The organism is Kocuria sp. LHG3120 (assembly GCF_049897445.1).
Lineage (GTDB): Bacteria > Actinomycetota > Actinomycetes > Actinomycetales > Micrococcaceae > Kocuria > Kocuria rosea.
Genome location: NZ_JAFCWG010000002.1, coordinates 540,252 through 561,720, shown reverse-complemented (window position 1 = coordinate 561,720; position 21,469 = coordinate 540,252). Strand labels below are relative to the sequence as shown.

The window sequence follows — 21,469 nt, the reverse complement described above, 5'->3', positions numbered from 1 at the left end:
GGTGCAGGAAACAACATGCCACAGAAGTGCGGCATCCCCCGTCCCGGAACGAGGGCGTCCCCGTGCGCGGCGCCCCTGCGGGCCGTGGGCGGATCGTGTCCCGCCCGGGTCCGGCGTCCTCCTGGGCCGGCGTGCGCCGCCACGGACGCCCAGGAGCCGGAGTTCTCGCGGCCCCGGCGGTTTGCAATTGACTTAAGATTCGAACACGTATTCGAATGGGGGCGTGAGCTTTCCGCACCTGCACGTCGCCACCGCCTTCAGCGCCCACTTCGGGGTCAGCCGACCTGCCGTCCTGGCGGCCGCCGCCGCGGCGGACGGCGCGGACGCGCTCGCCTGCACCGACCGGGACGGGCTCTACGGCGCGATCAAGCACCTGGGCGCGTGCCGGGAGCACGGCATCGACCCGGTCCTGGGGGCCGACCTCGCCCTGCTGGACCCCGGCCGCGAGCGCGCCCTCGGCCGCGTGGTGGTCCTGGCGGCCGGCGGCACCGCCGGTGCGGGCTACGCCGCCCTGTGCCGGCTCGTCTCCACCGCCCACGCCGCAGCGGGCCCGCCCGGGGTGACCGCCGCCGAGATCGCGGCCGCCGCACACTCGCCCCGGCACGGGGAGCCGGTCCTGACCGTCCTGCTCGGGCCCTCCTCCGACGTCGGGCAGGAGCTCGCGGCCCGCCGCTACCGCACCGGGCGCGCCGCCCTGGCCCGGTGGCGGACCCTGCTCCCCGCACCGGCGCTCGCCGTGGAGGTGGTCTCGCACCTCGCCGCCCCCGGCACGGCGTGCAGCACCTCCCACGCGGCCCGGATGCTGCGCGCCGCCCTCGAGGCGGGGCTGACCCCCGTACTGACCAACGCGGTGCGCTACGCCACGCCCGCCGAGGCCGCCACCGCCGACGTCCTCGACGCCGCCCGCGCCCTCACCCCGCTCGAGACCCTCGGGGCGCGCACCGGCCACGCCCCCGGCGGCAGGGCCACCGGGCGGACCGGGACGTCCCGACGGACGACGGCGCCGGAGCCGCTGCAGCCCAACGGCCAGGGCTGGCTCAAGTCCGCCCGGCAGATGCGCGCGCTCGCCGCGGAGATCGCCCGGGCCGCGGACCTCGGCGCGGCCGGGGCCGCGGCCCTGCTGGCGGGCACCCAGCGGGTGGCCGACCGGTGCCGGCTGGACCCGGTCGCCGACTGCGGCTGGGGGCGGCCGGTGGTGCCCGAGGCCTCCGTGCTGGGCCTGGACCGGCCGGCGCCCGCAGAGCTGCGGGCCCGGTGCGAGACGGGGCTGGGCCGCCGCTACCCGGGCCGCCGCATGACACGGGCCGTGCGGGACCGGCTGGAGCAGGAGCTGGGGGTGATCGAGGACCTCGGCTTCGCCTCCTACTTCCTCACCGTGGCCGAGGTCTCGGCGATGATCGGGCAGATGGGGGTCCGCCACGCCGCCCGCGGCTCGGGGGTGTCCTCGCTCGTCAACTATCTGCTCGACGTCTCCCAGGTGGACCCGCTCGAGCACGAGCTGCTCTTCGAGCGCTTCCTCTCCAACGACCGCTCGACCCTCCCGGACATCGACATCGATGTCGAGTCGGCCGAGCGCCACCGCGTCTACCGGCGGATCTTCGAGCGCTTCGGCCCCGAACGGGTGAGCCTCATGAGCATGCAGAACGCCTACCGGGCCCGCGGTGCCGTCCGGGACGCCGGGCTGGCGCTCGGCATCGACCCCGAGACCGTGGACGGCGCGGCCAAGCAGCTGTGGCACCTGCCGGCCTCGGCGCTGCGGGAGACCATCGCCCGCCAGCCGGAGCTGCGGGACTTCGCCGAGCAGGTGGCCCAGGAGAAGCAGCTCGACCTCCTCGTGGACCTCACCGAGCGCCTGGACCGGCTGCCCCGGCACATCTCCATGCACCCGTGCGGGGTGATCCTGGGGGACCTGAGCCTCCTGGACCGCACCCCGGTGCAGTCCAGTGGGACGGGGATGCCCATGAGCCAGTTCGACAAGCACGACATGGACCCCATGGGCATGCTCAAGCTCGACATCCTCGGCGTGCGGATGCAGTCGGCGCTCGCCCACGCCGTCGACGAGGTGGCCCGCACCCACCCGGACCGGCCCCGCCTGGACCTCGAGGCGATCCCCGTGGACGACGGGAGGACGTTCGAGCTCATCCGCTCGACCCACACCCTGGGGTGCTTCCAGATCGAGTCCCCGGGCCAGCGCGAGCTCATCGGCAAGATGGCGCCCACGAGCTTCCGCGACCTCATCGTGGACATCTCCCTGTTCCGTCCCGGGCCGATGCACTCGGACATGGTGCGCCCCTACCTGGAGCACCGCCACGGCTGGTCCGCGCCCGTCTCGATCCACCCGTCCCTCGACCCGATCCTCGCCGAGACCCACGGCGTGACCGTCTTCCACGAGCAGGTCCTGCGCATCCTCGACACCTTCACCGGATGCGGTCTCGCCCGGGCCGACGAGCTGCGCCGCCGGCTGGGCTCCGAGCGCCAGCTCGAGGTGGAGGAGTTCTTCCGCGAGCGGGCCCGTGCGCGGGACTACCCCCTGGATGTGGTGGACAGGGTCTGGGAGACCCTGGCGGCGTTCGGCTCGTTCGGCTTCTGCAAGGCCCACGGCGCGGCGTTCGCGGTGCCCACCTACCAGTCCGCGTGGCTGAAGGCCCACCACCCGGAGGCGTTCCTCGCGGGGCTGTGGGAGCACGATCCCGGGATGTACCCCAAGCGCCTGCTCGTGGGGGAGGCGCGGCGGATGGGCATCCCCGTCCTGCCCGTGGACGTCAACCGCTCCGACGAGCACTACCGGGTGGAACGGCTCGACGACGACCCCGCCCGCCTGGGCGTGCGCCTGGCCCTCACCGGGATCCACGGGGTCTCCCGGGCCGAGGTCCGCCGGATCGTGGCGGGGCAGCCCTACGCCTCGCTCGCCGAGCTGCGGCAGCGGGCCCGTCCCGCCCGGCGCACCCTCGAGCGTCTCGCCGCCGTGGGGGCCTTCGACGGCCTGCTGCGCCGCTCCGGCGGCCCCGCGTCCCGCGCCGACCTTGTGCACGCCCTGCGGGCCCGGGCGGACAGCGGCCGGCCCGCCCGGCCGGCCGGGGAGGTCGAGGGACAGCTGGCCCTTCCGCTCGGGGACCTCGAGCTGCGCGCCCTGCCCGCGGAGCGCCCCGAGCCCACCCTGGCGGAGAAGGTCCGCACCGAGCTGGACCTGCTCGCGGTGGACGTCTCGGCGCACCTGCTGGAGAGCTGGGCGCCCCTGCTCGGCGAGCTCGGGGTCACGCCCGCGGAGCGGCTGCTGGAGCTGCGCAACCGGTCCGAGGTGCTCGTGGCGGGGGTGCGGGTCTCGACCATGACCCCGCCCATGCGCAGCGGCCGGCGGGTGGTCTTCGTCAGCCTCGACGACGGCACGGGCGCGGTGGACTGCGCCTTCTTCTCCGACGCCCAGGCCCGCTCGGGGCAGCACCTGTTCGGCACGCGGATGCTGCTGGTGCGGGGCCGGACGCGGCGCACCGGGCCCCGGGGGATCAGCATCAGCGCCGAGCAGGCCTGGGACCTCGCCGACCCCGGAACCCCGGCCGCGGTGCGCGCCGCGGCCCCGCCTAGCCTGCGGGGAGCCGGGGCAGGATGAGCCGGGAGACCGTCCGGATCCAGGGGTTTCACTCTCGGTGAAGCCATTGGCCAGCGAACTGATTGCCAGTATGGTTACTAATAACAGCGGACGAGCTGCACCCCGCCTCCCCGGGCGGAGATCGTCCGCGGCGAGCCCCCCGTCCAGGGGAGCCCGTTGCCTCGCAGAATAGAGAAGGAGTTCTCATGGCTACGTACGACGTGAACGCACTGCTGTCCGCCACCGCCTACGGGTCGGACGGCGACAAGATCGGCAAGGTCGAGCAGGTCTTCCTGGACGACAACACCGAAGAGGTCACCTTCGTGACCGTCAACACCGGTCTCTTCGGCACCAAGGAGAGCTTCGTCCCCGCCGACGGCGCCCAGCAGGACGGCGACCGCCTCGTCCTTCCCTACACCAAGGACGTCGTCAAGGACGCCCCGAACGTGGACGCGGACCAGCACCTCTCCCCGGCCGAGGAGGAGGAGATCTACCGCTACTACAAGATGAACTACTCCGGCACCGACGACCGCGACCGCACCGACCGTGACCGCACCGCCGGCGTTGCCGGCACCGCTGGTGCCGCCGGGACCGCCGGCGCCGCAGGTCTCGCCGACCGCGACGACCGCTACGCCGCGGACACCGACCGCAACGCCGTCCCGGCGACCGGCACTGCCGGCTACCCCGAGAACGACGGGTACGCCGACACCGACCGCGACCGCACCGCGGGGATCGCCGACGTCGACCGCGACCGCACCGCCGGGCTCACCGACCGTGACCGCACCGACAGTGTCGACAACGGCGTGGTCCGCCACGAGGAGCAGCTGCACGTCGGCAAGGAGCGCCAGGAGACCGGCCGCGCCCGTCTGCGCAAGTACGTGGTCACGGAGAACGAGTCCGTGGACGTGCCCCTCGAGCGCGAAGAGGTCCGTGTCGAGCGCACCCCGCTGAGCGGCACCGAGGCCACCGCCGGCACCATCGGCGAGGAGGACGTCGACGTGACCCTCCACGAGGAGCGTCCCGTCGTCGCCAAGGAGACCGTGGGCGTCGAGAAGGTCGGCCTGGAGAAGGAGACCGTCCGCGACACCGAGCGCGTCGACGCCGAGGTCCGCAAGGAGCAGGTCGAGGTCGAGACCGACGCCGAGCGCGGCACCGGCCTGACCGACCGCAACCGCGGCACCGGCCTGACCGACGACGATCGCCGCGACCGCATCTGATCGCACCCGATCGACTCCGGGGCCCCCGTCACCGTTCTGGTGACGGGGGCCCCGTCGTCGTGCCGGACGCGGTTCACCCCGCTGCCCGCCGGGCCCGCGTGCCGGGCACGGCCGCGTAGTAGACCAGGCCCAGCGCGACCACCGCCGCGGCCGCCACGTACATCCCCCGGTAGCCCAGCGCAGGGACCAGGGCCCCCATGAGCATCGGGCCCAGGGCCACCCCCACGTCCATGCACAGGAAGTAGGTCGACGTGGACAGCCCCACGCGGGTGAGCGGGGCCGAGCGGACCGCGGCGGCCTGGGCCGCCGAGAGCACCGCCCCGTAGCCCACGCCCAGCACCGTGCCCGAGGCGAGCACGAGGAACGGCGAGTCCGCGGCCGCGAGCAGCAGCAGCGCCACCACGAAGAGCAGCAGCGACGGGTACAGCACCGCGTTGTCCCCGCGCCGGTCCTGCAGCCGGCCCGCGAACGGGCGGCTCACCAGGACGGTGACGGCGTAGGCCACGAAGTACGCGCCCGCGGGGCCCACGAGGTCCGCCTGCACGGCGAACGGGTTGAGGAAGGACAGGACCGCCGAGTACCCCACGCCCACGAAGAGCATGAGCGCCGAGACGGGCAGGGCCCGCGCCTCCACGAACTGCCCCACGGAGAAGGAGCGCAGCCCCGCCCGCTGCTCGGCGGAGAGGCTCAGCTCGGGGACCCGGGTGACGGCTCCCACGGCGAGGCCCAGCAGGGCGACCGTCGTGCACACCCCGAAGAGCGTGTCGTAGCCCACCGCAGTGGACAGGCTCAGTCCCGCCAGGGGACCCAGCGCGGCGGCCAGGGTGGTGGAGAGCATGAAGTACCCGGTGCCCTCGCCCCGCCGGTGCGCGGGGATGAGGGCCTGGACGGACGCGGGCAGCACGGTGGTGGCCATGCCGAAGCCCACGCCGTTGAGCACCCGCACCACCAGCAGGCCCCAGAAGCCGGTGTCGAGCAGGTAGGCGGCGGCGCACAGCGCCAGCAGCACGAGCGCGGCGAGCAGCACGCGCCGGCGCCCGAGCAGCTCCATGTACTTGCCGGTGAGCAGCCGCGCCAGGACCGCCCCGACGATGAAGGCGCTCGTGGCCACCCCGGCCAGCGCCTCGTCCGTGCCGAAGCGCTCCATGGCGTAGAGCGCCATGACGGTCATCAGCAGGTAGAAGTTCATGGAGATGAGGAACTGGCCCGCCCACATCAGCACGAAGCCGGCGGTCCACAGCCGGTGCGGCGGGGGAGAGGGCACCTCCCCTCCCGGTGCGGGCGGGTCGGGCGGTCCGGGAACGTCTGCGGGCATCGGGTGGCCTCACCTCCGCCGGCCATCATCTCACCGCCGCGGTCCCCACCGGCCGACAGGTACCATCGATGCAGTGCGCGCCGCCCGCCGGTGCCGCTGCCACGCGCCCCCCGTACCGGTGCGTGCCGATCCCGACCCGAGGAGCACCTTCCCCATGACCACCGTGCCCGAGCACCAGCCCGAGTCCGCCCCCCTCACGATCACCGTCGACGGCGAGCAGCGCACGGTGGGGACCGGGACGTCCGCCGCGGACCTGTACCGCGAGGACCGCTCCGTGGTGGTGGCCCGGGTCAACGGCGTGCTCAAGGACCTCGCCACCGGGCTGGCCGACGGGGACGCCGTGGAGCGGGTGCTGATCTCCGAGCCCGAGGGCCTCGAGGTGCTGCGCCACTCCGCCGCCCACGTCATGGCCCAGGCCGTGCAGCAGCTGCACGAGGACGCCAAGCTCGGCATCGGCCCGTACATCACCGACGGCTTCTACTTCGACTTCGACGTCGAGCAGGCGTTCACGCCCGAGGACCTCAAGGCCATCGAGAAGCGGATGCAGCGGATCGTGAACTCCACCCAGTCCTTCCGCCGCCGTGCGGTGAGCGAGGAGGAGGCCCGCGCCGAGATGGCGGACGAGCCGTACAAGCTCGAGCTCATCGGCCTGTCCCAGGGCCCCGGCTCCGGCGCGGACGTGGACGCCGCCGCGGAGGGCGCCTCCGTGGAGGTCGCCGCCGGCGAGCTGACGATCTACGACAACGTGGACCGCAAGACCGGGGAGACGGTCTGGAAGGACCTGTGCCGCGGCCCGCACCTGCCGGACACCAAGCTGATCGGCAACGGCTACGCCCTGATGCGCTCGGCCGCCGCCTACTGGCGCGGCTCCGAGAAGAACAAGCAGCTCCAGCGCATCTACGGCACCGCGTGGCCGTCCAAGGAGGACCTCACCGCGTACAAGAACCGCCTCGCCGAGGCGGAGCGGCGCGACCACCGCCGGCTCGGCTCGGAGATGGACCTGTTCTCCTTCCCCGACGAGCTCGGCTCCGGCCTTCCGGTGTTCCACCCCCGGGGCGGGATCATCCGCAAGACCATGGAGGACTACTCCCGGGAGCGGCACACGGAGGCCGGCTACGAGTTCGTCTACACCCCGCACATCACCAAGGGCCACCTCTACGAGGTCTCCGGCCACCTCGACTGGTACCGCGAGGGCATGTTCCCCGCGATGCACGTGGACGAGGAGCGGGACCCGCAGACCGGGGAGCTGACCAAGCAGGGCCAGGACTACTACCTGAAGCCCATGAACTGCCCGATGCACAACCTCATCTTCCGCTCCCGGGGCCGCTCCTACCGGGAGCTGCCGCTGCGCCTGTTCGAGTTCGGGCAGGTCTACCGGTACGAGAAGTCCGGCGTGGTGCACGGCCTGACCCGGGTGCGGGGCATGACCCAGGACGACGCCCACATCTACTGCACCCGGGAGCAGATGAAGGCGGAGCTGACCACCACGCTCGGCTTCGTGCTGGACCTGCTCAAGGACTACGGGCTGGACGACTTCTACCTCGAGCTCTCCACCAAGGACCCCGAGAAGTTCGTGGGCTCGGACGAGCTCTGGGAGGAGGCCACGAACACCCTCGCCGAGGTCGCGGCCGAGTCCGGGCTGGACCTGGTCCCGGACGCCGGCGGCGCCGCGTTCTACGGCCCGAAGATCTCGGTGCAGGCCAAGGACGCGATCGGGCGGACCTGGCAGATGTCCACCATCCAGCTCGACTTCAACCTGCCGGAGCGCTTCGACCTGGAGTACCAGGCCGCCGACGGCACCCGGCAGCGGCCCGTGATGATCCACCGTGCCCTGTTCGGCTCCGTGGAGCGGTTCATGGGGGTGCTCGTGGAGCACTACGCCGGGGCGTTCCCGGCGTGGCTGGCCCCCGTCCAGGTCGTGGCGATCCCGGTGGCCGAGGCCTTCAACGACTACCTGCAGGGCGTGGTGGACACGCTGCGGGCCCGCGGCGTGCGCGTGGAGCTCGACGCGGGCTCGGACCGGTTCCCCAAGAAGATCCGCACCGCCTCCAAGGAGAAGGTCCCGTTCGTGCTCATCGCGGGCGGGGAGGACGCCGAGGCGAACGCCGTGTCCTTCCGCTTCCGCGACGGCTCGCAGGACAACGGCGTCCCGGTCGGCGAGGCCGTGGAGCGGATCGTGGCGCACGTCCAGCGGCGGATCAACGAGGAGCCGACGGCCGCCGCCGCCGAGGACCCCCGCGCCGCCGCGGAGACGGCCGGGGTGGGGCAGTGACCGGTACGGCGCCCGACGCCGGGCCCCCGCACCACTGGATCCGCCAGGACGAGTTCGAGATCCCCGGGGTGCCCGACAGCTTCCAGCGGCTGTGGACCCCGCACCGGCTCGCCTATGTGCGCGGCGAGGACCCGTCCGTGCGGGAGGACCCCGGGTGCCCGTTCTGCAACGGCCCGCAGCGCGCGGACGAGGAGTCGCTGATCGTCCACCGCGGCGAGCACTGCTTCGTGATCCTCAACCTGTTCCCGTACAACCCCGGCCACCTCATGGTCTGCCCGTACCGGCACGTGGCCGATCTGACGGAGCTCGAGCCGGCGGAGCTGCGGGAGCTCACGGACCTGACCCGCACCGCGGTCGCCACGATCCGCGGCGTCGCGTCCCCGCACGCCTTCAACGTGGGCATCAACCTGGGGGCCGCGGCCGGCGGCTCCCTCTCGGGGCACCTGCACCAGCACGTGGTGCCGCGCTGGAACGGGGACGCCAACTTCATGCCCGTCCTCGCCGGGACCAAGGCCATCATGCAGACCCTCGGGGACACCCGCCAGGACATCGCCGACGCCTGGCCCGCGGCCTGATCCGCGTCGTCGTCACACCCGGGCCCTCCGCCCCCGGGCGCCGCGGCGCTCAGTCGCGGGCGTCCCGGGCGGGAGCACCGCGCCGCCGGTGGACGAACTCCTCCCGCGGCTGGAGGCCCCGCCGCTCCAGCAGCGCGCCGAGGTGCGGGCGGCGTCCCAGCAGGGCCTCGAAGGCCTCCATCGGAGCGGTCTCGTTGCCCCGGGAGAGCACCTCCTCGGCGAAGCGCCGCCCGTTCTCCCGGGTCGGTCCGCCGCGGGACGTGAACCACTGCGCCGTGTCGGCGTCGAGGATCTCGGACCAGATGTAGGAGTAGTAGCCCGCGGAGTAGCCGCCGGCGAAGATGTGCTTGAAGTACCCGGTCCGGTAGCGCGGGGCGATGCCGTCCACGTCCACCCCGGCGCGGGCGAGCGCCTCCTGCTCCACGGTCCGGGGGTCCGGCAGCTCGGCGGGGTCCTCGATCCCGTGCCACGCGAGATCCAGGTAGGTCGAGGCGAGGTACTCGACGGTCCGGTAGCCCTGCCCGTGCGCGGAGGCCTCCCGCAGGCCCGCGAGGGTCTCCTCGGGGATCGGCTCGCCCGTGCGGTGGTGGCGGGCGTAGTGCCGGAGCACCTCCGGGTGCAGCACCCACATCTCGTGCACCTGGGAGGGGTACTCCACGAAGTCCCGCGGCACCTTCGTCCCGGAGAACGAGGGCAGGTGCACGTCGGAGAGCAGCCCGTGCAGCGCGTGGCCGAACTCGTGGAAGACCGTCACCACCTCGTCCAGGGTCAGCAGCTTGGGCCTGCCCGCGGGCGGCCGGGTGAAGTTCGCGTTGTTGACGACGACGGGGCGCTGACCGGTCAGCCGGTTCTGGTGCACCAGCGATCCCATCCAGGCGCCGCCCTGCTTGGTGGGCCGTGTGAACCAGTCGCCCAGGAACAGCCCCACGCCGCGGCCCGCCTCGTCGGTGACCTCCCACACCCGCACCTGCGGCAGGTAGCCGTCCAGGTCGGGGCGCTCGGTGAAGACCAGCCCGTAGAGCTCCCGGGCGGTGCGGAAGATCCCGTGCTCCAGCACGGACTCCAGCTCGAAGTGCTCCCGCAGCGCGGAGGCGTCCACGGCGTAGCGCTCCCGGCGCAGCCGCTCGGCCCAGAACGGCCAGTCCCACGCCTCGATCGGGTGCCCGGCCAGCTGCTCGAGCTCCGCCCGCTCCTCGAGGGCGTTGCGCACGGCGGGGCCGGTGATCCGCTCCAGCATCTCGTGCACCGCCTCCTGGGACGGCGCCGTGTTCCCGGCCATGACGTGGTCGCCGTGGCTGCGGTAGCCGAGCAGCCCGGCCTGCTCCGCGCGCAGCCGGGCGATCCGGGCGGCCACGGGCAGCAGGTCCGTGCGGCTCTGCGAGCCCTCGCCGCCGTGCTCGCCGGTGCCGCGGTTGACGGCGGCCAGGTGGATCCGCCGGCGCAGCGCGCGGTCCGTGAGCACCGACAGCACGGGCTGCACGGTGAACAGCGAGGGCGTGAGCAGGTACCGGCCCGGCATCCCGTTCTCGGCGGCCGCGGAGGCGGCGGCCTCGACGTCCGTGGGGGACAGCCCGTCCAGCTCCGCTGGGTCGTCGACGACCACGGCGGAGGCGTTGACCTCCCGGATCAGGTCGTTGCCGTAGCCGATGCTCAGCTCCGAGAGCTCGTCGTTGATCTCCCGGAGCCGCCGCTGGTCGTCCAGGGTCAGCTCCGCGCCGGAGTTCGCGAACCAGGAGACGTACTCGTCCAGGGCGCGCAGCTGCCACGGCTCCAGGTCGGTGCGGTCCACCCGCCTGACCCGGGCGTAGAGCTCCTTGTTGAGCGTGAAGTCCGCCTTGTGCTCCGACAGCCGCGGGGCGAGCTCCTGGTAGATCCGCTGGATGCCCTCCGTGTTGTGGGCCGCGGTCAGCGTGAAGAAGACCGACTCGACCCGGTCCAGGGCCAGACCCCCGCGCTCGAGGGCCTCGATGGTGTTGGCGAAGGTGGGCGGGTCCGGGTCGGCCAGGACCGTCCGCACGCACTCGAGGTCCTGGGCCATCGCAGCCTCGAAGGCCGGCAGGAAGTGCTCCTCCTTGATCCGCCCGAAGTCGGGCAGCTCGTAGGGGAGCGGGCTGGGGCGCAGGAGTGGGTTGTCCAAGGGCCGGCTTCTGTCGTGGTGGGCGGACTGGTGCGACCAAGACTAGCCTCCCGTGCAACGGGTGTGGACGCGGGTGCCGCCGCCGATGACGACGTCGACGACCCCTGACAGATCGGCCAGACTGGACATCGCCCCGAGGGCCACTGACGGTTTTGAGAGTGGCCGCAGAGATACCTGCGTCCGGAGAAGGAGTGCCCTGCTCATGACCTACCCCGCGAGGGAGTACGACGTCGTCATTGCCGGCGGTGGACTTGCCGGGCGCAGCCTCGCCTATTTCCTGAGCCGGGAACCAGGGTTGTCCGGGGCGCGGATCCTCATCATCGACGACGCCGGAGATCGATATTCGCACCGCTCCCTGATCTACTGGCACGACGGCGCCCTCCCGCTGCCCCTGACGCCCGCAGCCACGTTCACGAACCTCGCGGTTGACGCAGGACCTGCCCAGCGGGTGCTGCCGCTCGAGCGCCACCGCCTGTGCCTCACCTCGTCACGGGACGTTTTCCGATGCCTCGACGACGTCATCGATGCCAACCCTCAGATCAGCCGTCTCGACGCACGGGTTTCACGAGTACGGGCCCATGCCGACTCGGTGGACGTGGCCCTCTCCGATGGCCGGCTCGTCACGGCATCCCACTGCTTCGACAGCACCTTGCCCCCCACCGGGATCAAGGCACCGCTGCTCATGTCGGGTGAGGTTCGTCGGGTGCGGACTGCGCACGCCTCCTTCGACCCGTCGATCGCCACCTTCATCGATTTCCGGTCCGGTGAACATGACCCCGTGCACTTCCACTGCGTCCTGCCGATCTCAGTCCGGGAAGCCGTCGTCGAAATCACCCGGATCGTGCCGGGGAAGGTGTCAAACTCGGAATTCTCGTTCGAACAGGCAATGTCGGACTATCTGCGCAAGGTCTGGGGTGTGAGCGAGTTCTCCTTGTTGTCCGTGGAGCGAGGATCCATCCCCTTGGGCATCCGCCCCCGCTCTCCCCGCGGCCGCCATGTGCGCACCGGATGTCCCGCCGGGGCCGTCAAGGCCACCACGGGCTACGGCTTCACCCGGATCCTTCGTCAGACCCAGCACCTCGCCTCCACGCTGGCCTCCACCGGGTCACCCGACGCTCCCCGGCCGTCCCCACGCTTCCGCTGGTACGACAGGCCCTTGCTCAAGATGTGGGAACACGACCCCGAACACGCGGTGCACTTCATGAGAGCCGCATTCACCTCCGGCGATGCTGATCTCGTCCTCGACTTCCTCGACGAGCGGACCACGTTCGCACAGGAACGGGGGCTGCTCGGGTCCATGCCGGTCACGATGCTCCTGCAGCCGCGTCTCTGGATCTGAGCCCGGTCGAGCCCATGCATTGGGGGTGGGGACGGCCCTCGGTGGCGGACGCGGACAGGCCGGCCTATGCGACTCATCTGCGCGAGGCAGGTCGTCCGACAAGGGAGATCGTGGCCGAAACCGGGACCACCCGCACCGCCCTCTATCGGCATCTCCCGCCCCGGCCCCCGGAGCGGGTGACCCCTGGGCCGGTCACGGTCGCCGAATCCGATTCCGGTGCGACGGCCTGACGGGGGTCACTTCATGCGAGGGCCTGCGAAGATGACATCGCACGGGATCGGCGTCGACAGCCGGCCGCGACCATCTCTCAGCCGTTGGTGGGCAACGGGGAGTGATGCTCGTGGGCGATCAACCACTGTCCGTTGCTGTCCACGAAGACCAAGGTCGACCGGGACCGGCCCGAGATGAATTCCCCCTCGACCTGACAGTCCCACACGAAGATCCCGGTGGCGATGGCCACGGGGCCGAACACATCGATCTTCAGGTCATCGAACCGGCCGTGGAAGTCCTCCATCCCGGTGAACTGCTCCACCTCCAGCCGCATACCGGTTTCGGCGTCCTGACGGTCCAACGGCTCGACGTCGTCGAACTTCGTGAACTTCGGTCCCGCCAGATGGTAGGACGCCAGACGGTCGAAGTCCTTGGCTGTCGCAGCATCCAGGACCTGCTCGATCCGCGTCTGCACGGAAGCCTGCGCGGCCTCGAAGGGATCAGCGATGATGTCCATCAGTTCCTCCCGGAACGCCTTCCACAGCACCGTGTCAGCCATCGGCCGGAGTCAGCCGGTATCGCGATCACTGCCATGGTTGCTCTGCATCCTCACTATCGTCCTCCGGACCCACTACGCCCCACCACCCGGGGCCGCATCACGATCTGGCTCCGCCCGGGCGTGGTGACCTCGACGAGTGGGCCGGACACGCCGTGGCTGACTGAGGCGATAACCGTCTGGGTCGGCGGAGGCTTTCCTTGTCCTCGGGCCTGGGGGCGATACTAGCCACCGGCCAAGCCGTGGGTTCCCCTTGTATATTGGAGCCGTGAACTTCTGCCGCCACCACCAAGAGCACCGCCAACGCGTGCTGCTAGTTGAGCGGCGACGGCTCTAGCTATCCGGCGTTCCCGCTCAACATCCTTCCGGCGTGGTGTAGCGGCAACACGGCTGACTTTGGATCAGCAATCCGAGGTTCGAACCCTCGCGCCGGAGCATCCAAACCCCCAGCTCTCACTTTGCTCGTTGTGTTCTCCCGTGCTTCTTTCCACTGACGCTCCACGAATACATATGGCTCGGAAGCTGCGGCTACGTCCGGGGTGAGAGATCACGGGGTGCCATGGTGCGTGGGCAGGAGCGGCTGCGCACCTCGGCGATTCTCACGTGGGGATCCGCGAGTACCCGTTCCGGCGGTCACCGCTGGAGGCGAAGGCGGTCTTCTCCTCCCCGTTGGACGGGGGAGAACGGCTTCATAAACGCATGAAGATGCACGGACCCCTACCAGTGGGCCGGTTCGTCCCGGCACAGTAGCGCCATGACGTCGGGGATGGCCTGTGCGGTGAGTGGGTGCGGTCACGAAGCCGTGACCGTCCTACCGGTGGTGGCCTGGACGGCGGCGACCTTTCTAGAACTGACGGCAGCGCCCATGCACCAGTACTGTCCCGTCCACGAGCCGGTGATCAGTGACCGCTACGCGGCCGCGGTGGACTGGACGGTGTGCCGGGACAGCGCCGAAGGTCACCGTCTGGACCCGGAGACGGTCCAGCAGATCTGCGGGCATCTGAAGGCGATGAGGACCCCGAAGGCCCTGGCGGTGCACACCGCCCTCCTCCGTCTCACCGGGACCCCCTGAGCCCAGGGCATCCTGGCCGCGGATCGGCGCCGGCGCCTTTTGGTCCGGGCGCGCTGGTCCGGGCCCTCCCTCCTCGCTCCCGGGCACAGCATGTCCTCCGGCACGGCGGCCAGGTCCTGGCAGCGATGGGCATTGGCGACCACCGTGGACTGGCTGATTGTTCGGGAGTGGCCGGGGCGAGTCCGAGCGGCACACGCACCTGGAGATGTCGCGGGCCCTGGTGGGGTCGTGGGGGTGCGCTCAGGCGCCGGCGCGGTGGGCGAGGTGCTCGAGAACGCGGCGGGTCTTGGTTTCCTGACGGCTGAAGGGGTTCAGCCCGCGGGCGGCTGCGGCGGTCGAGAAGGCGATCAGGCGATCGAGGGGATCCTCCTTGCTGCCTTCTGCGAGCTGGATCGACAGCTCGAGGAAGTCCAACCCGTCGAGGGTCCATCGCTCCACCATCGTGGTGAACGTCCCGACCTCCACGTCCTTCCACCGGGTGGCCTCGATGGGGCCCAGGGCAGTGAGCGCGTCCAGGACCACACGGCGATCGGCGCAGGCGGCCAGGAACTGCTGGTGGTGTTCGCTGAACACCTCCTGGGGTGGGAACCCGCCCCGGTGACTGTCTCGGGGTGTGTGCCGTGGTGTCAGGCGATCGGGGTCGATATCGCCTTTCAGGGAGGCGGCCAGAGACCGTCGTGTCCCGGCCCAGTCCTCCTCGATGCGGTACTCGTAGCCGTCCGTCTCGTCCTTTGCGCCGTCTGCCGAGTGCGCCCGGTCCCAGGGGTGGGGCAGTTGCGTGCGGCGTGCTGGGCGCAGTTTCACGGTGGCGTCGGCTTCCCAGCTGCCGTTCTTCTTCTCGTCGAGGCGGACCCGGAAGATCTGTCCGGTCTCCAGCATCGGCAGGTGCTGGGGCAGACCGGGGGTGAGGTCCTCGAGGAACCAGATCCGCCGGGCCCGGCCGCCGGAAAGCTCCAGGTCCTGCACGGCCTTGTCGACTGTGCCCGGGGGAGACTCAGCAGGATCGCCGCCGACGGTGATCTTGATTTCGATCGGGTGTTCCAGGGGCATGGTCGGCTCCTTCGGTGCTGCGGGCCCCGGGGCGCACGGTTCCCGGGCCGTGGGGATGAGTGCTGTGGCGTGACGCCCGTCTGGTGATGGTTCGGTCGGAGCGACCCTCGGTCAACCCGCAGGTGGGATGGCTGCAGAGGATCCGCGGGAAGGAACGCTGGCAGACTGCGGTTGGTCGGTGAGCAAACCGGGGTGGGACAGCTACACAGCTGTCCCGTCCCGCCGTGCTCCCTGATCCTGCGACCGGTGGCCCGTCATTCTCGTGGAAGCGGGTACGGCCGCAGGACGCAGTGACGGAGATCCTCTCCGACAACCCGATGTATCGCCAGGTCACGCCAGGATGAGCCCGGTGCACCGACGGGTCAACAGCGACCGGGATCATGACATGTCCGACCCAGGCTGAGAGGCACTGCGGTGACGCCCTGCCGGCAAGGTCACCGTGACAGCGAGCAGATCACTGTGGACCAGGCCCCGCGCCCAATGGAACCGGTAACGGCGAAGTGGGCTTCTTGGAAGGTATGGGATGCGAGACGTCTCGTCCGGAAAATTTGCGCCCGTATGTTTCCGCGGTTCAGGGTGTCTCGCATGCTTGTGCTTTTTCTTTGCCCCTAGAATCGGATACTCAACGTTAGTTACGAGACAGATGGGGTGGACATGGGGAAGCTGATCGGGTATGCACGCGTGTCAACACGACAACAGGATGCGGACCGTCAAGTGTCTGACCTCTTGGCCGCCGGCGTGCGGCGCGATGACATCTATGTAGACAGTGGAGTGTCTGGAGGTCGTGCGTCCCGCCCGCAGTTCGACCGTGCCGTGGCTGCGCTCGAGTCGGGTGACACCTTGGTTATCACCACGCTGGACCGGCTGGGGCGGTCGACGCAGAACATGCTGGCCTTCGCCGAGGCGCTGCGGGGAAGGGGTGCCGGGCTGCGGGTGCTGAACCTCGGTGGGGGAGACGTGGACACCGCCACCCCGATGGGCTCGATGGTCTTCACCGTGATGGCGGCCCTGGCGCAGATGGAGCTGGAAATCAAACGCGAACGCATCACCGACTCGGTGGCCAAGCGGAGGGCCACCGGCAAGGACCTGGGTGGGCGGCGCCAAACCTTCACCGACTCCCAGATCCGCAACGCCGTCCGGCTGATCGACGGCGGTGAGCCGGCCACCCAGGTGGCGCGCGACCTAGGGATGTCGCGGGTCACGCTCTACCGGCGGATCAGGGATCTGCCACAAGCGACGACGACCTGAGGCCGTCTTCTTTTGTGGGCATCCTGATGCATGGGACGTTACTGGATGTCATTGGCTGATGTGACTGGCTGACGGGCTCGTTGTGTTGGTATCTAGCCGCTCAGCCGGCTGTTGCCGACGCTGAGGGGGCCGGGCTGTTCACAGCTGTCGCCCATACGTAGGGTTGCCCGTGGTAGTGCGCCAGCACGTCGTCCTTTGGGGGCTCGCGGAGGTTTTCTTCCACGGCGGGCACGTTGTAGGCCGCGTGCACGGTGCCGGTGACCTCTACGGGGTCGCCTTCGGTCAGTGGCTGGTTGGGGTCCTCCCGCACGACCAGCAGCGGGGGGACCGAGGGGTCCTGGGGGTCGCTGATCGCCACGGATACCGGGTTGATCACTTCGTGGACCACGCCGGTGAGGGTGACCTCCACCCCTTCGTAGTCGCTGATCTGCCCGGTGTCGGGGTAGGTGCCGATTTGGGCGGCGAAGTCGGCGTCATACGGGCCGGTGTAGGGCTCTGCGGGTCCGGCCTCGAGCAGATCGGGGGTCGGTTCCGCGGTCGCGCTCATGGCCGAGGCCTCGGTCTGTGCGCCGGGTTCCGGCTCGGACGCGGCGCACCCGGTCAGGGCCACCCCGGCTGCGGTCACCACGACGGCGACGAGATGTCTGGGCTGGGTGCGTAGCACGATCCTCCTTCATGGAGGTCCAGGCGGTGTCAGCGCGCCGGGACCTCATCCGGGTTGTTTCCTGCCTTTGACCATAGGCAGGTGGCGCTGACCGTCACCACCGCTGGCGGTATATTCACAGAGCCCGGACACGGCCTCGTGACACCCCCGTGACCTGCTTAGATCCGCTCTGGCCACCTCTCGACAGGCCTTCAGGCCGGCCTGCCGGCGGCGTTCTGTGGGCCCGCTCCGGTGGAGCGTGCATCGTCGGGATGGCGCGGTGCGTGTGCTCGGTCTGGTGTTCTCGACGGGCGGGAGGCGGTGGATGGGGGACCGTAGGGTGAGCGGATGGACATTCCTCACCTGCTATGGGCCACCGTTCCCCCGTGGGCGGCGGCCGGGTTCTTCGCCGTGGATCTGGTCATCCGGCTGCTGGCGCTGGGGGTGGTGCCGCACAACCGGCGGCCCTCGGCGGCGTGGGGCTGGCTGCTGGTGATCTTCTTCTTCCCGATCCTGGGCGGGCTGGTGTTCCTGGTTCTGGGGAGGGCAGATCTGCCCGCAGCGCGCCAGGAGAAACAGCGCAAGGCCGCGGAACTGGTCGACGCGCACGGCCCCGGTGCCCAGGCACCGGAGGTGGAGTCGCTGCCGGGATGGTTGGCCGAGACGGCGCGGCTGAACCGGCACAACGGCGCCTTCCCCGTGGTGGGGGACAACCGCCTGGTGATCTTCGACGACTACGGCACCTCGCTGGCAGCGATGGCTGAGGCGATCGGGGCCGCGGAGCACTATGTGCACTTCGAGTTCTACATTGCCGTGGCCGATCCCACGACCGAGCCGGTGGTCGCGGCCTTGGAGGAGGCCCAGGCCCGCGGGGTGAAGGTGCGGGTGCTGGTGGATCACCTTGGGGCGGCCGGCTATCCGGGGTACAAGCAGCTGGTGCGCCGACTGGAGGGCGCCAGGATCGCTTGGCGGCGGATGCTGCCGGTGCGCCCCTGGCGCGGGGAGTACCAGCGCCCGGATCTGCGCAACCACCGCAAGATTTTGGTGGTGGACGGGGCGGTGGCGTACACGGGGTCGCAGAACGTGATCGATCGCAGCTACAACAAGGCCAAGAATCAGCGGAAGGGCCTGCAGTGGATCGATCTGATGCTGCGCGTCCACGGCCCGGCGGTGGGACACCTGGACGCGCTTTTTGCCACGGACTGGTACTGCGAGACGAACGAGATGGTTCTGGGTGAGGACCGGGCTCCTGCGGCGGAGCCTTCCGGTGGGGAGCTGGTGTGCCAGGTGCTGCCCTCGGGGCCGGGGCTGGCCCAGGAAGCGAACCTGCAGCTGTTCAACCACCTCTTCGCCGCCGCCAAAGAGCGGATCACGGTGTGCAGCCCCTACTTCGTGCCGGAGGACTCGATGTTCAACTCCTTGCGCACCGCGGTGGGCCGCGCGGTTCAGGTGGATCTGTACCTGGGGGAGACCTCCACCCACGCGCTTACCCATCACGCTCAGCGGTCCTTCTACGAGCGTCTGATCCGTGACGGGGTCCGGATCCACCTCTACCGGGCCCCCTACGTGCTGCACACCAAGATGGTGCTCATCGACGACAACGCGGCGGTGGTGGGGTCCTCGAACATGGACATCCGCTCCTTCGTGCTCGACCACGAGGTCAACCTCCTGGTCGTCGGGGAGGACTTCGTGGGCCGGCTGGACGAGGTCGTGGCCGGATACCGGGAGCACAGCCACGACCTGGAGCTGGCGGACTGGCTGGGCCGACCCTGGCATCAGAAGTACCTCGACAACACCGCCAGACTGACCTCCGCCCTGCAATAACGCCGGGGAAACGGTCCAGGGCCGCAGGCCGTAGGCCCTTCGGCAGCTCGTGGCCGGTGCACGGGCATGGAGCGATTGACAAGGTGGCGCCCACACGATGCCTAGGGCTTCGTGATGTCCGCGTGACAGGTTTCGGGCGGTTCGAGGAGGCGGTGCTCCTACGGTGGAAGGACCAGTAGCGAACCATCGAATCGAACGGAGAACATCATGTCGACCAGCTCGAAGAAGAAGTTCGCCCTGCCGGCCGCGGCCGCTTTCGCCTCCGTGCTGATGGTCGGGTGCGCCGAGGAGACCCCGGTGCAGGAGGCTCAGGAGGCCGGGCCCGCCGCTGAGGCCGCGATCCTCAGCGAGACGGTCACGATGCAGAGCGAGGTCACCGAGATCGTGGGCCCGAACCTGTTCACCGTCGGTGAGGACGACACCCCGGTGGTGGGCGTGGATGCGGCCGCTCAGGACATCCAGGACGGGGACAGGGTTCAGGTCACCGGCACGGTGCGTCAGATCGTGCAGACTGACATCGAGTCCGAGTGGGACTGGGACTTCGACGGCGACGAGATGGACTACCTCGTCGAGCGTGATCTGGACCTGGCCGTGATCGCCGACCAGGTCGAGGAACTGCCCGCCGAGTAGCCCCTGCCCCGTAGTGCCGTCACGCAGCCCCCGTGCACTCCTGGTGCGCGGGGGCTGGTCGGGTGATCCGGGTGGCCTCGAGGGGCCCCGGGTGTTAGTCGACGATGGTGACGGTGGCCTCGGTGAGGTAGGGCTCGGGGCCGCGGTTGACGAGGTAGTTGGCGGTCTCCTCGTCGGTGAGCAGGAACAGTTGGTCCCGGTCTCCGGGATCGCTGAACAGGTCACCGGCGGCCACGGTGCCGGTGGCCTCGATCTCGTCGCCGGGGCGCAGGTCGGCCGGCATTTCGGTGACGTACACCACCGTCTGCTCATCGCCCATGGTGAGGAACTCCTCGCCGTAGATGCCCTTCACCTCATTGACCAGGGTCATTTCCCGGCCCACTAGTTCCTCGGTGGACACCTCGGACTGGTCCAGCTGGGTCAGTTTGGTCTTGTCTTGGCAACCGGTCAGCAGTAGCGCCCCGGCCAGACCGGCCGCGGATAGGGACACGGTGCGGGGAATCAGGGTGCGGTGGGTCATAGCGTGCTCCTCGGTGCTCCAGTGGCGGGGTGTGCAAGGTGGCCTGTCCTCGACCGGTGTCGTCCCACCTTAACCACCGCAGCTGGTCACCGGACGGGGCTCGAGGGCGGGGTAGTGTGCGACGGCGCGGGTCGGATCTGTTTCCACCACATCTGCAGCCATGACGGGGCCCGGGAGCCCGCAGACGCTGAAACCTTCGGTGGCGTGATGCCTGCGCTCAGCACAGTGCATCGGCAGGGTCGGGCCCCCACCGTGTGGGGGCTTCAGCGCAGGGTCCGCCGCGCGCTGATCAAAAATGTCGATGAAAGGGCCACGATGAACTCCTCAGCCGCTGGGAACGACCGGAGGTCTCCTGGCCGCCGAGAACATCGGCGCGGTCGTTGGCGCCGCCGCCTCACTGGATCGCTGGTGGGGGCAGCCGTGGCCGGGCTGCTCGTGGGCACCTACGGGGTCGCGATCGAGCCGCGGTTGATCCTCGACGAGGAGCCCATCCAGGCCCGCATTCCAGGACTCGGCGCCGGCTGGGAGGACGCTGAGGTGATGGTGTTCTCCGACCTGCAGGTGGGCATGTGGTGGGACAACACCGCAATGATCGAACGCGTGGTGGAGACTACCGTGGCCGCCGACCCGGCGGCGGTGCTGCTGCCCGGGGACTTCCTCTACCAGAGCGAGACCAGCCTCCAGGAACGGATCCAGCACGGGAGCCGGCTGCTCGAGCCGCTCACCGCAGCCGGCATCCCGGTGTACGCGGTGATGGGCAACCACGACTACGGCCTCGGGGCTGTGGAAGAGCTCACGGTGGCCTTCGACGAGCACGGGATCGAGGTGCTGGCCAACGAGGCCGTCGCGGTGCCCGGCACCGCCCCTGGCCCAGGGCTGTTCGTGGTCGGGATAGGTCCCTCCGCCGTCGGGGAGGCCGACCCCTCGGCGGCCTTCGCTGAGGTGCCCAAGGACGCGCCGCGGCTGGTGATGATGCACAATCCCACTAGCTTCCCCGAGGTGCCCGCCGGTGCGGCCCCGATGGCGGTGGCCGGGCACACCCACTGCGGCCAGATCGCGGTGCCGCTGCTGTCCCGGTGGTCCTATCTGGGGCTGACCGAGGAGGAGGAACTCGTCGCCGACGGCTTCGCCCCACCCGACTACGGGGCTGAGGGCAACGAGATGTTCGTGACCTGCGGGATCGGCTTCAGCCTGGCCCCGGTGCGGATCAACGCCCCGCCCCAGCTGCTGACCATCGAACTGCACCCCGCTTGACCACCACGGCGGACCGCAGAA

The 21,469-nt window shown here is 70.3% G+C and carries 16 protein-coding genes and 1 tRNA gene; 11 read left to right on the top strand and 6 right to left on the bottom strand.

Going from position 1 to position 21,469, the window contains the following annotated elements:
* Positions 1-223: 223 nt before the first annotated feature.
* Both ACP7CD_RS06580 and ACP7CD_RS06575 read left to right on the top strand, forming a co-directional pair.
* Positions 224-3,607: a DNA polymerase III subunit alpha gene (locus tag ACP7CD_RS06580; RefSeq protein WP_368828149.1), complete on the top strand. Its 3,384-nt coding sequence runs from the start codon at positions 224-226 to the stop codon at positions 3,605-3,607.
* A 185-nt stretch (positions 3,608-3,792) separates the two neighbouring features.
* The gene (locus tag ACP7CD_RS06575; RefSeq protein WP_284563678.1) at positions 3,793-4,803 is read left to right on the top strand and encodes a PRC and DUF2382 domain-containing protein; all 1,011 of its coding nucleotides are present in this window, start codon (positions 3,793-3,795) and stop codon (positions 4,801-4,803) included.
* Between the two features lie 73 nt (positions 4,804-4,876).
* On the opposite strand, the gene ACP7CD_RS06570 is transcribed toward ACP7CD_RS06575, so the two are convergent.
* Positions 4,877-6,067, bottom strand: a complete 1,191-nt coding sequence (locus ACP7CD_RS06570; protein ID WP_017834422.1) for an MFS transporter — start codon at positions 6,065-6,067, stop codon at positions 4,877-4,879.
* Between the two features lie 205 nt (positions 6,068-6,272).
* On the opposite strand from ACP7CD_RS06570, the gene thrS reads away from it, so the two are divergent.
* On the top strand, positions 6,273-8,390 hold the full coding sequence (gene thrS, locus ACP7CD_RS06565; RefSeq protein ID WP_052133061.1) for a threonine--tRNA ligase: 2,118 nt from the start codon (positions 6,273-6,275) through the stop codon (positions 8,388-8,390).
* Positions 8,387-8,965: an HIT family protein gene (locus ACP7CD_RS06560; RefSeq protein ID WP_017834420.1), complete on the top strand. Its 579-nt coding sequence runs from the start codon at positions 8,387-8,389 to the stop codon at positions 8,963-8,965. Before thrS ends, ACP7CD_RS06560 begins: the two co-directional genes overlap by 4 nt.
* Positions 8,966-9,014: 49 nt before the next feature.
* Here the strand turns inward: ACP7CD_RS06560 and ACP7CD_RS06555 are convergent, their stop codons facing one another.
* Positions 9,015-11,102 carry a M3 family metallopeptidase gene (locus tag ACP7CD_RS06555; protein WP_426119523.1) on the bottom strand — a complete coding sequence of 696 codons (2,088 nt, stop codon included), beginning with the start codon at positions 11,100-11,102 and terminating at the stop codon, positions 9,015-9,017.
* Between the two features lie 202 nt (positions 11,103-11,304).
* Between ACP7CD_RS06555 and ACP7CD_RS06550 the strand changes: the two genes are divergently transcribed.
* Positions 11,305-12,441 (top strand): lycopene cyclase family protein, encoded by a 1,137-nt coding sequence (locus ACP7CD_RS06550; protein WP_426119521.1) that lies wholly within the window; start codon positions 11,305-11,307, stop codon positions 12,439-12,441.
* 307 nt (positions 12,442-12,748) lie between these two features.
* Here ACP7CD_RS06550 and ACP7CD_RS06545 read toward each other — a convergent pair whose 3' ends face one another.
* Positions 12,749-13,168 (bottom strand): nuclear transport factor 2 family protein, encoded by a 420-nt coding sequence (locus tag ACP7CD_RS06545; protein WP_426119519.1) that lies wholly within the window; start codon positions 13,166-13,168, stop codon positions 12,749-12,751.
* 403 nt (positions 13,169-13,571) lie between these two features.
* On the opposite strand from ACP7CD_RS06545, the gene ACP7CD_RS06540 reads away from it, so the two are divergent.
* Positions 13,572-13,642: transfer RNA gene (locus ACP7CD_RS06540), tRNA-Gln, on the top strand.
* Between the two features lie 367 nt (positions 13,643-14,009).
* Positions 14,010-14,279 (top strand): hypothetical protein, encoded by a 270-nt coding sequence (locus ACP7CD_RS06535; RefSeq protein ID WP_336650698.1) that lies wholly within the window; start codon positions 14,010-14,012, stop codon positions 14,277-14,279.
* Between the two features lie 240 nt (positions 14,280-14,519).
* Here the strand turns inward: ACP7CD_RS06535 and ACP7CD_RS06530 are convergent, their stop codons facing one another.
* The gene (locus ACP7CD_RS06530) at positions 14,520-15,329 is read right to left on the bottom strand and encodes a hypothetical protein (protein WP_426119516.1); all 810 of its coding nucleotides are present in this window, start codon (positions 15,327-15,329) and stop codon (positions 14,520-14,522) included.
* Between the two features lie 654 nt (positions 15,330-15,983).
* Here ACP7CD_RS06530 and ACP7CD_RS06525 point away from each other — a divergent pair.
* Complete coding sequence (locus ACP7CD_RS06525) at positions 15,984-16,577, top strand: recombinase family protein (protein ID WP_426119514.1); 594 nt, start codon at positions 15,984-15,986, stop codon at positions 16,575-16,577.
* A 100-nt stretch (positions 16,578-16,677) separates the two neighbouring features.
* Here the strand turns inward: ACP7CD_RS06525 and ACP7CD_RS06520 are convergent, their stop codons facing one another.
* Positions 16,678-17,241 (bottom strand): hypothetical protein, encoded by a 564-nt coding sequence (locus tag ACP7CD_RS06520; protein WP_426119512.1) that lies wholly within the window; start codon positions 17,239-17,241, stop codon positions 16,678-16,680.
* Between the two features lie 327 nt (positions 17,242-17,568).
* Between ACP7CD_RS06520 and cls the strand changes: the two genes are divergently transcribed.
* Together cls and ACP7CD_RS06510 are read left to right on the top strand one after the other, a co-directional pair.
* Complete coding sequence (gene cls, locus ACP7CD_RS06515) at positions 17,569-19,044, top strand: cardiolipin synthase (protein ID WP_426119511.1); 1,476 nt, start codon at positions 17,569-17,571, stop codon at positions 19,042-19,044.
* A gap of 207 nt (positions 19,045-19,251) precedes the next feature.
* A complete protein-coding gene (locus ACP7CD_RS06510) occupies positions 19,252-19,674 on the top strand; it encodes a hypothetical protein (RefSeq protein ID WP_426119509.1) in 423 nt (140 codons plus the stop codon).
* 94 nt (positions 19,675-19,768) lie between these two features.
* Here ACP7CD_RS06510 and ACP7CD_RS06505 read toward each other — a convergent pair whose 3' ends face one another.
* A complete protein-coding gene (locus ACP7CD_RS06505) occupies positions 19,769-20,194 on the bottom strand; it encodes a hypothetical protein (protein ID WP_426119507.1) in 426 nt (141 codons plus the stop codon).
* A 408-nt stretch (positions 20,195-20,602) separates the two neighbouring features.
* On the opposite strand from ACP7CD_RS06505, the gene ACP7CD_RS06500 reads away from it, so the two are divergent.
* The gene (locus ACP7CD_RS06500) at positions 20,603-21,448 is read left to right on the top strand and encodes a metallophosphoesterase (RefSeq protein ID WP_426119505.1); all 846 of its coding nucleotides are present in this window, start codon (positions 20,603-20,605) and stop codon (positions 21,446-21,448) included.
* Positions 21,449-21,469: the final 21 nt, after the last annotated feature.

Bases quoted from the DNA above. Each gene is read 5' to 3' on its own strand.
- thrS (WP_052133061.1), top strand. From the start codon at position 6,273: ATGACCACCGTGCCCGAGCACCAGCCCGAGTCCGCCCCCCTCACGATC.
- ACP7CD_RS06575 (WP_284563678.1), top strand. From the start codon at position 3,793: ATGGCTACGTACGACGTGAACGCACTGCTGTCCGCCACCGCCTACGGG.
- ACP7CD_RS06530 (WP_426119516.1), bottom strand. From the start codon at position 15,329: ATGCCCCTGGAACACCCGATCGAAATCAAGATCACCGTCGGCGGCGAT.
- cls (WP_426119511.1), top strand. From the start codon at position 17,569: ATGGACATTCCTCACCTGCTATGGGCCACCGTTCCCCCGTGGGCGGCG.
- ACP7CD_RS06545 (WP_426119519.1), bottom strand. From the start codon at position 13,168: ATGGACATCATCGCTGATCCCTTCGAGGCCGCGCAGGCTTCCGTGCAG.
- ACP7CD_RS06550 (WP_426119521.1), top strand. From the start codon at position 11,305: ATGACCTACCCCGCGAGGGAGTACGACGTCGTCATTGCCGGCGGTGGA.
- ACP7CD_RS06525 (WP_426119514.1), top strand. From the start codon at position 15,984: ATGGGGAAGCTGATCGGGTATGCACGCGTGTCAACACGACAACAGGAT.
- ACP7CD_RS06510 (WP_426119509.1), top strand. From the start codon at position 19,252: ATGTCGACCAGCTCGAAGAAGAAGTTCGCCCTGCCGGCCGCGGCCGCT.
- ACP7CD_RS06505 (WP_426119507.1), bottom strand. From the start codon at position 20,194: ATGACCCACCGCACCCTGATTCCCCGCACCGTGTCCCTATCCGCGGCC.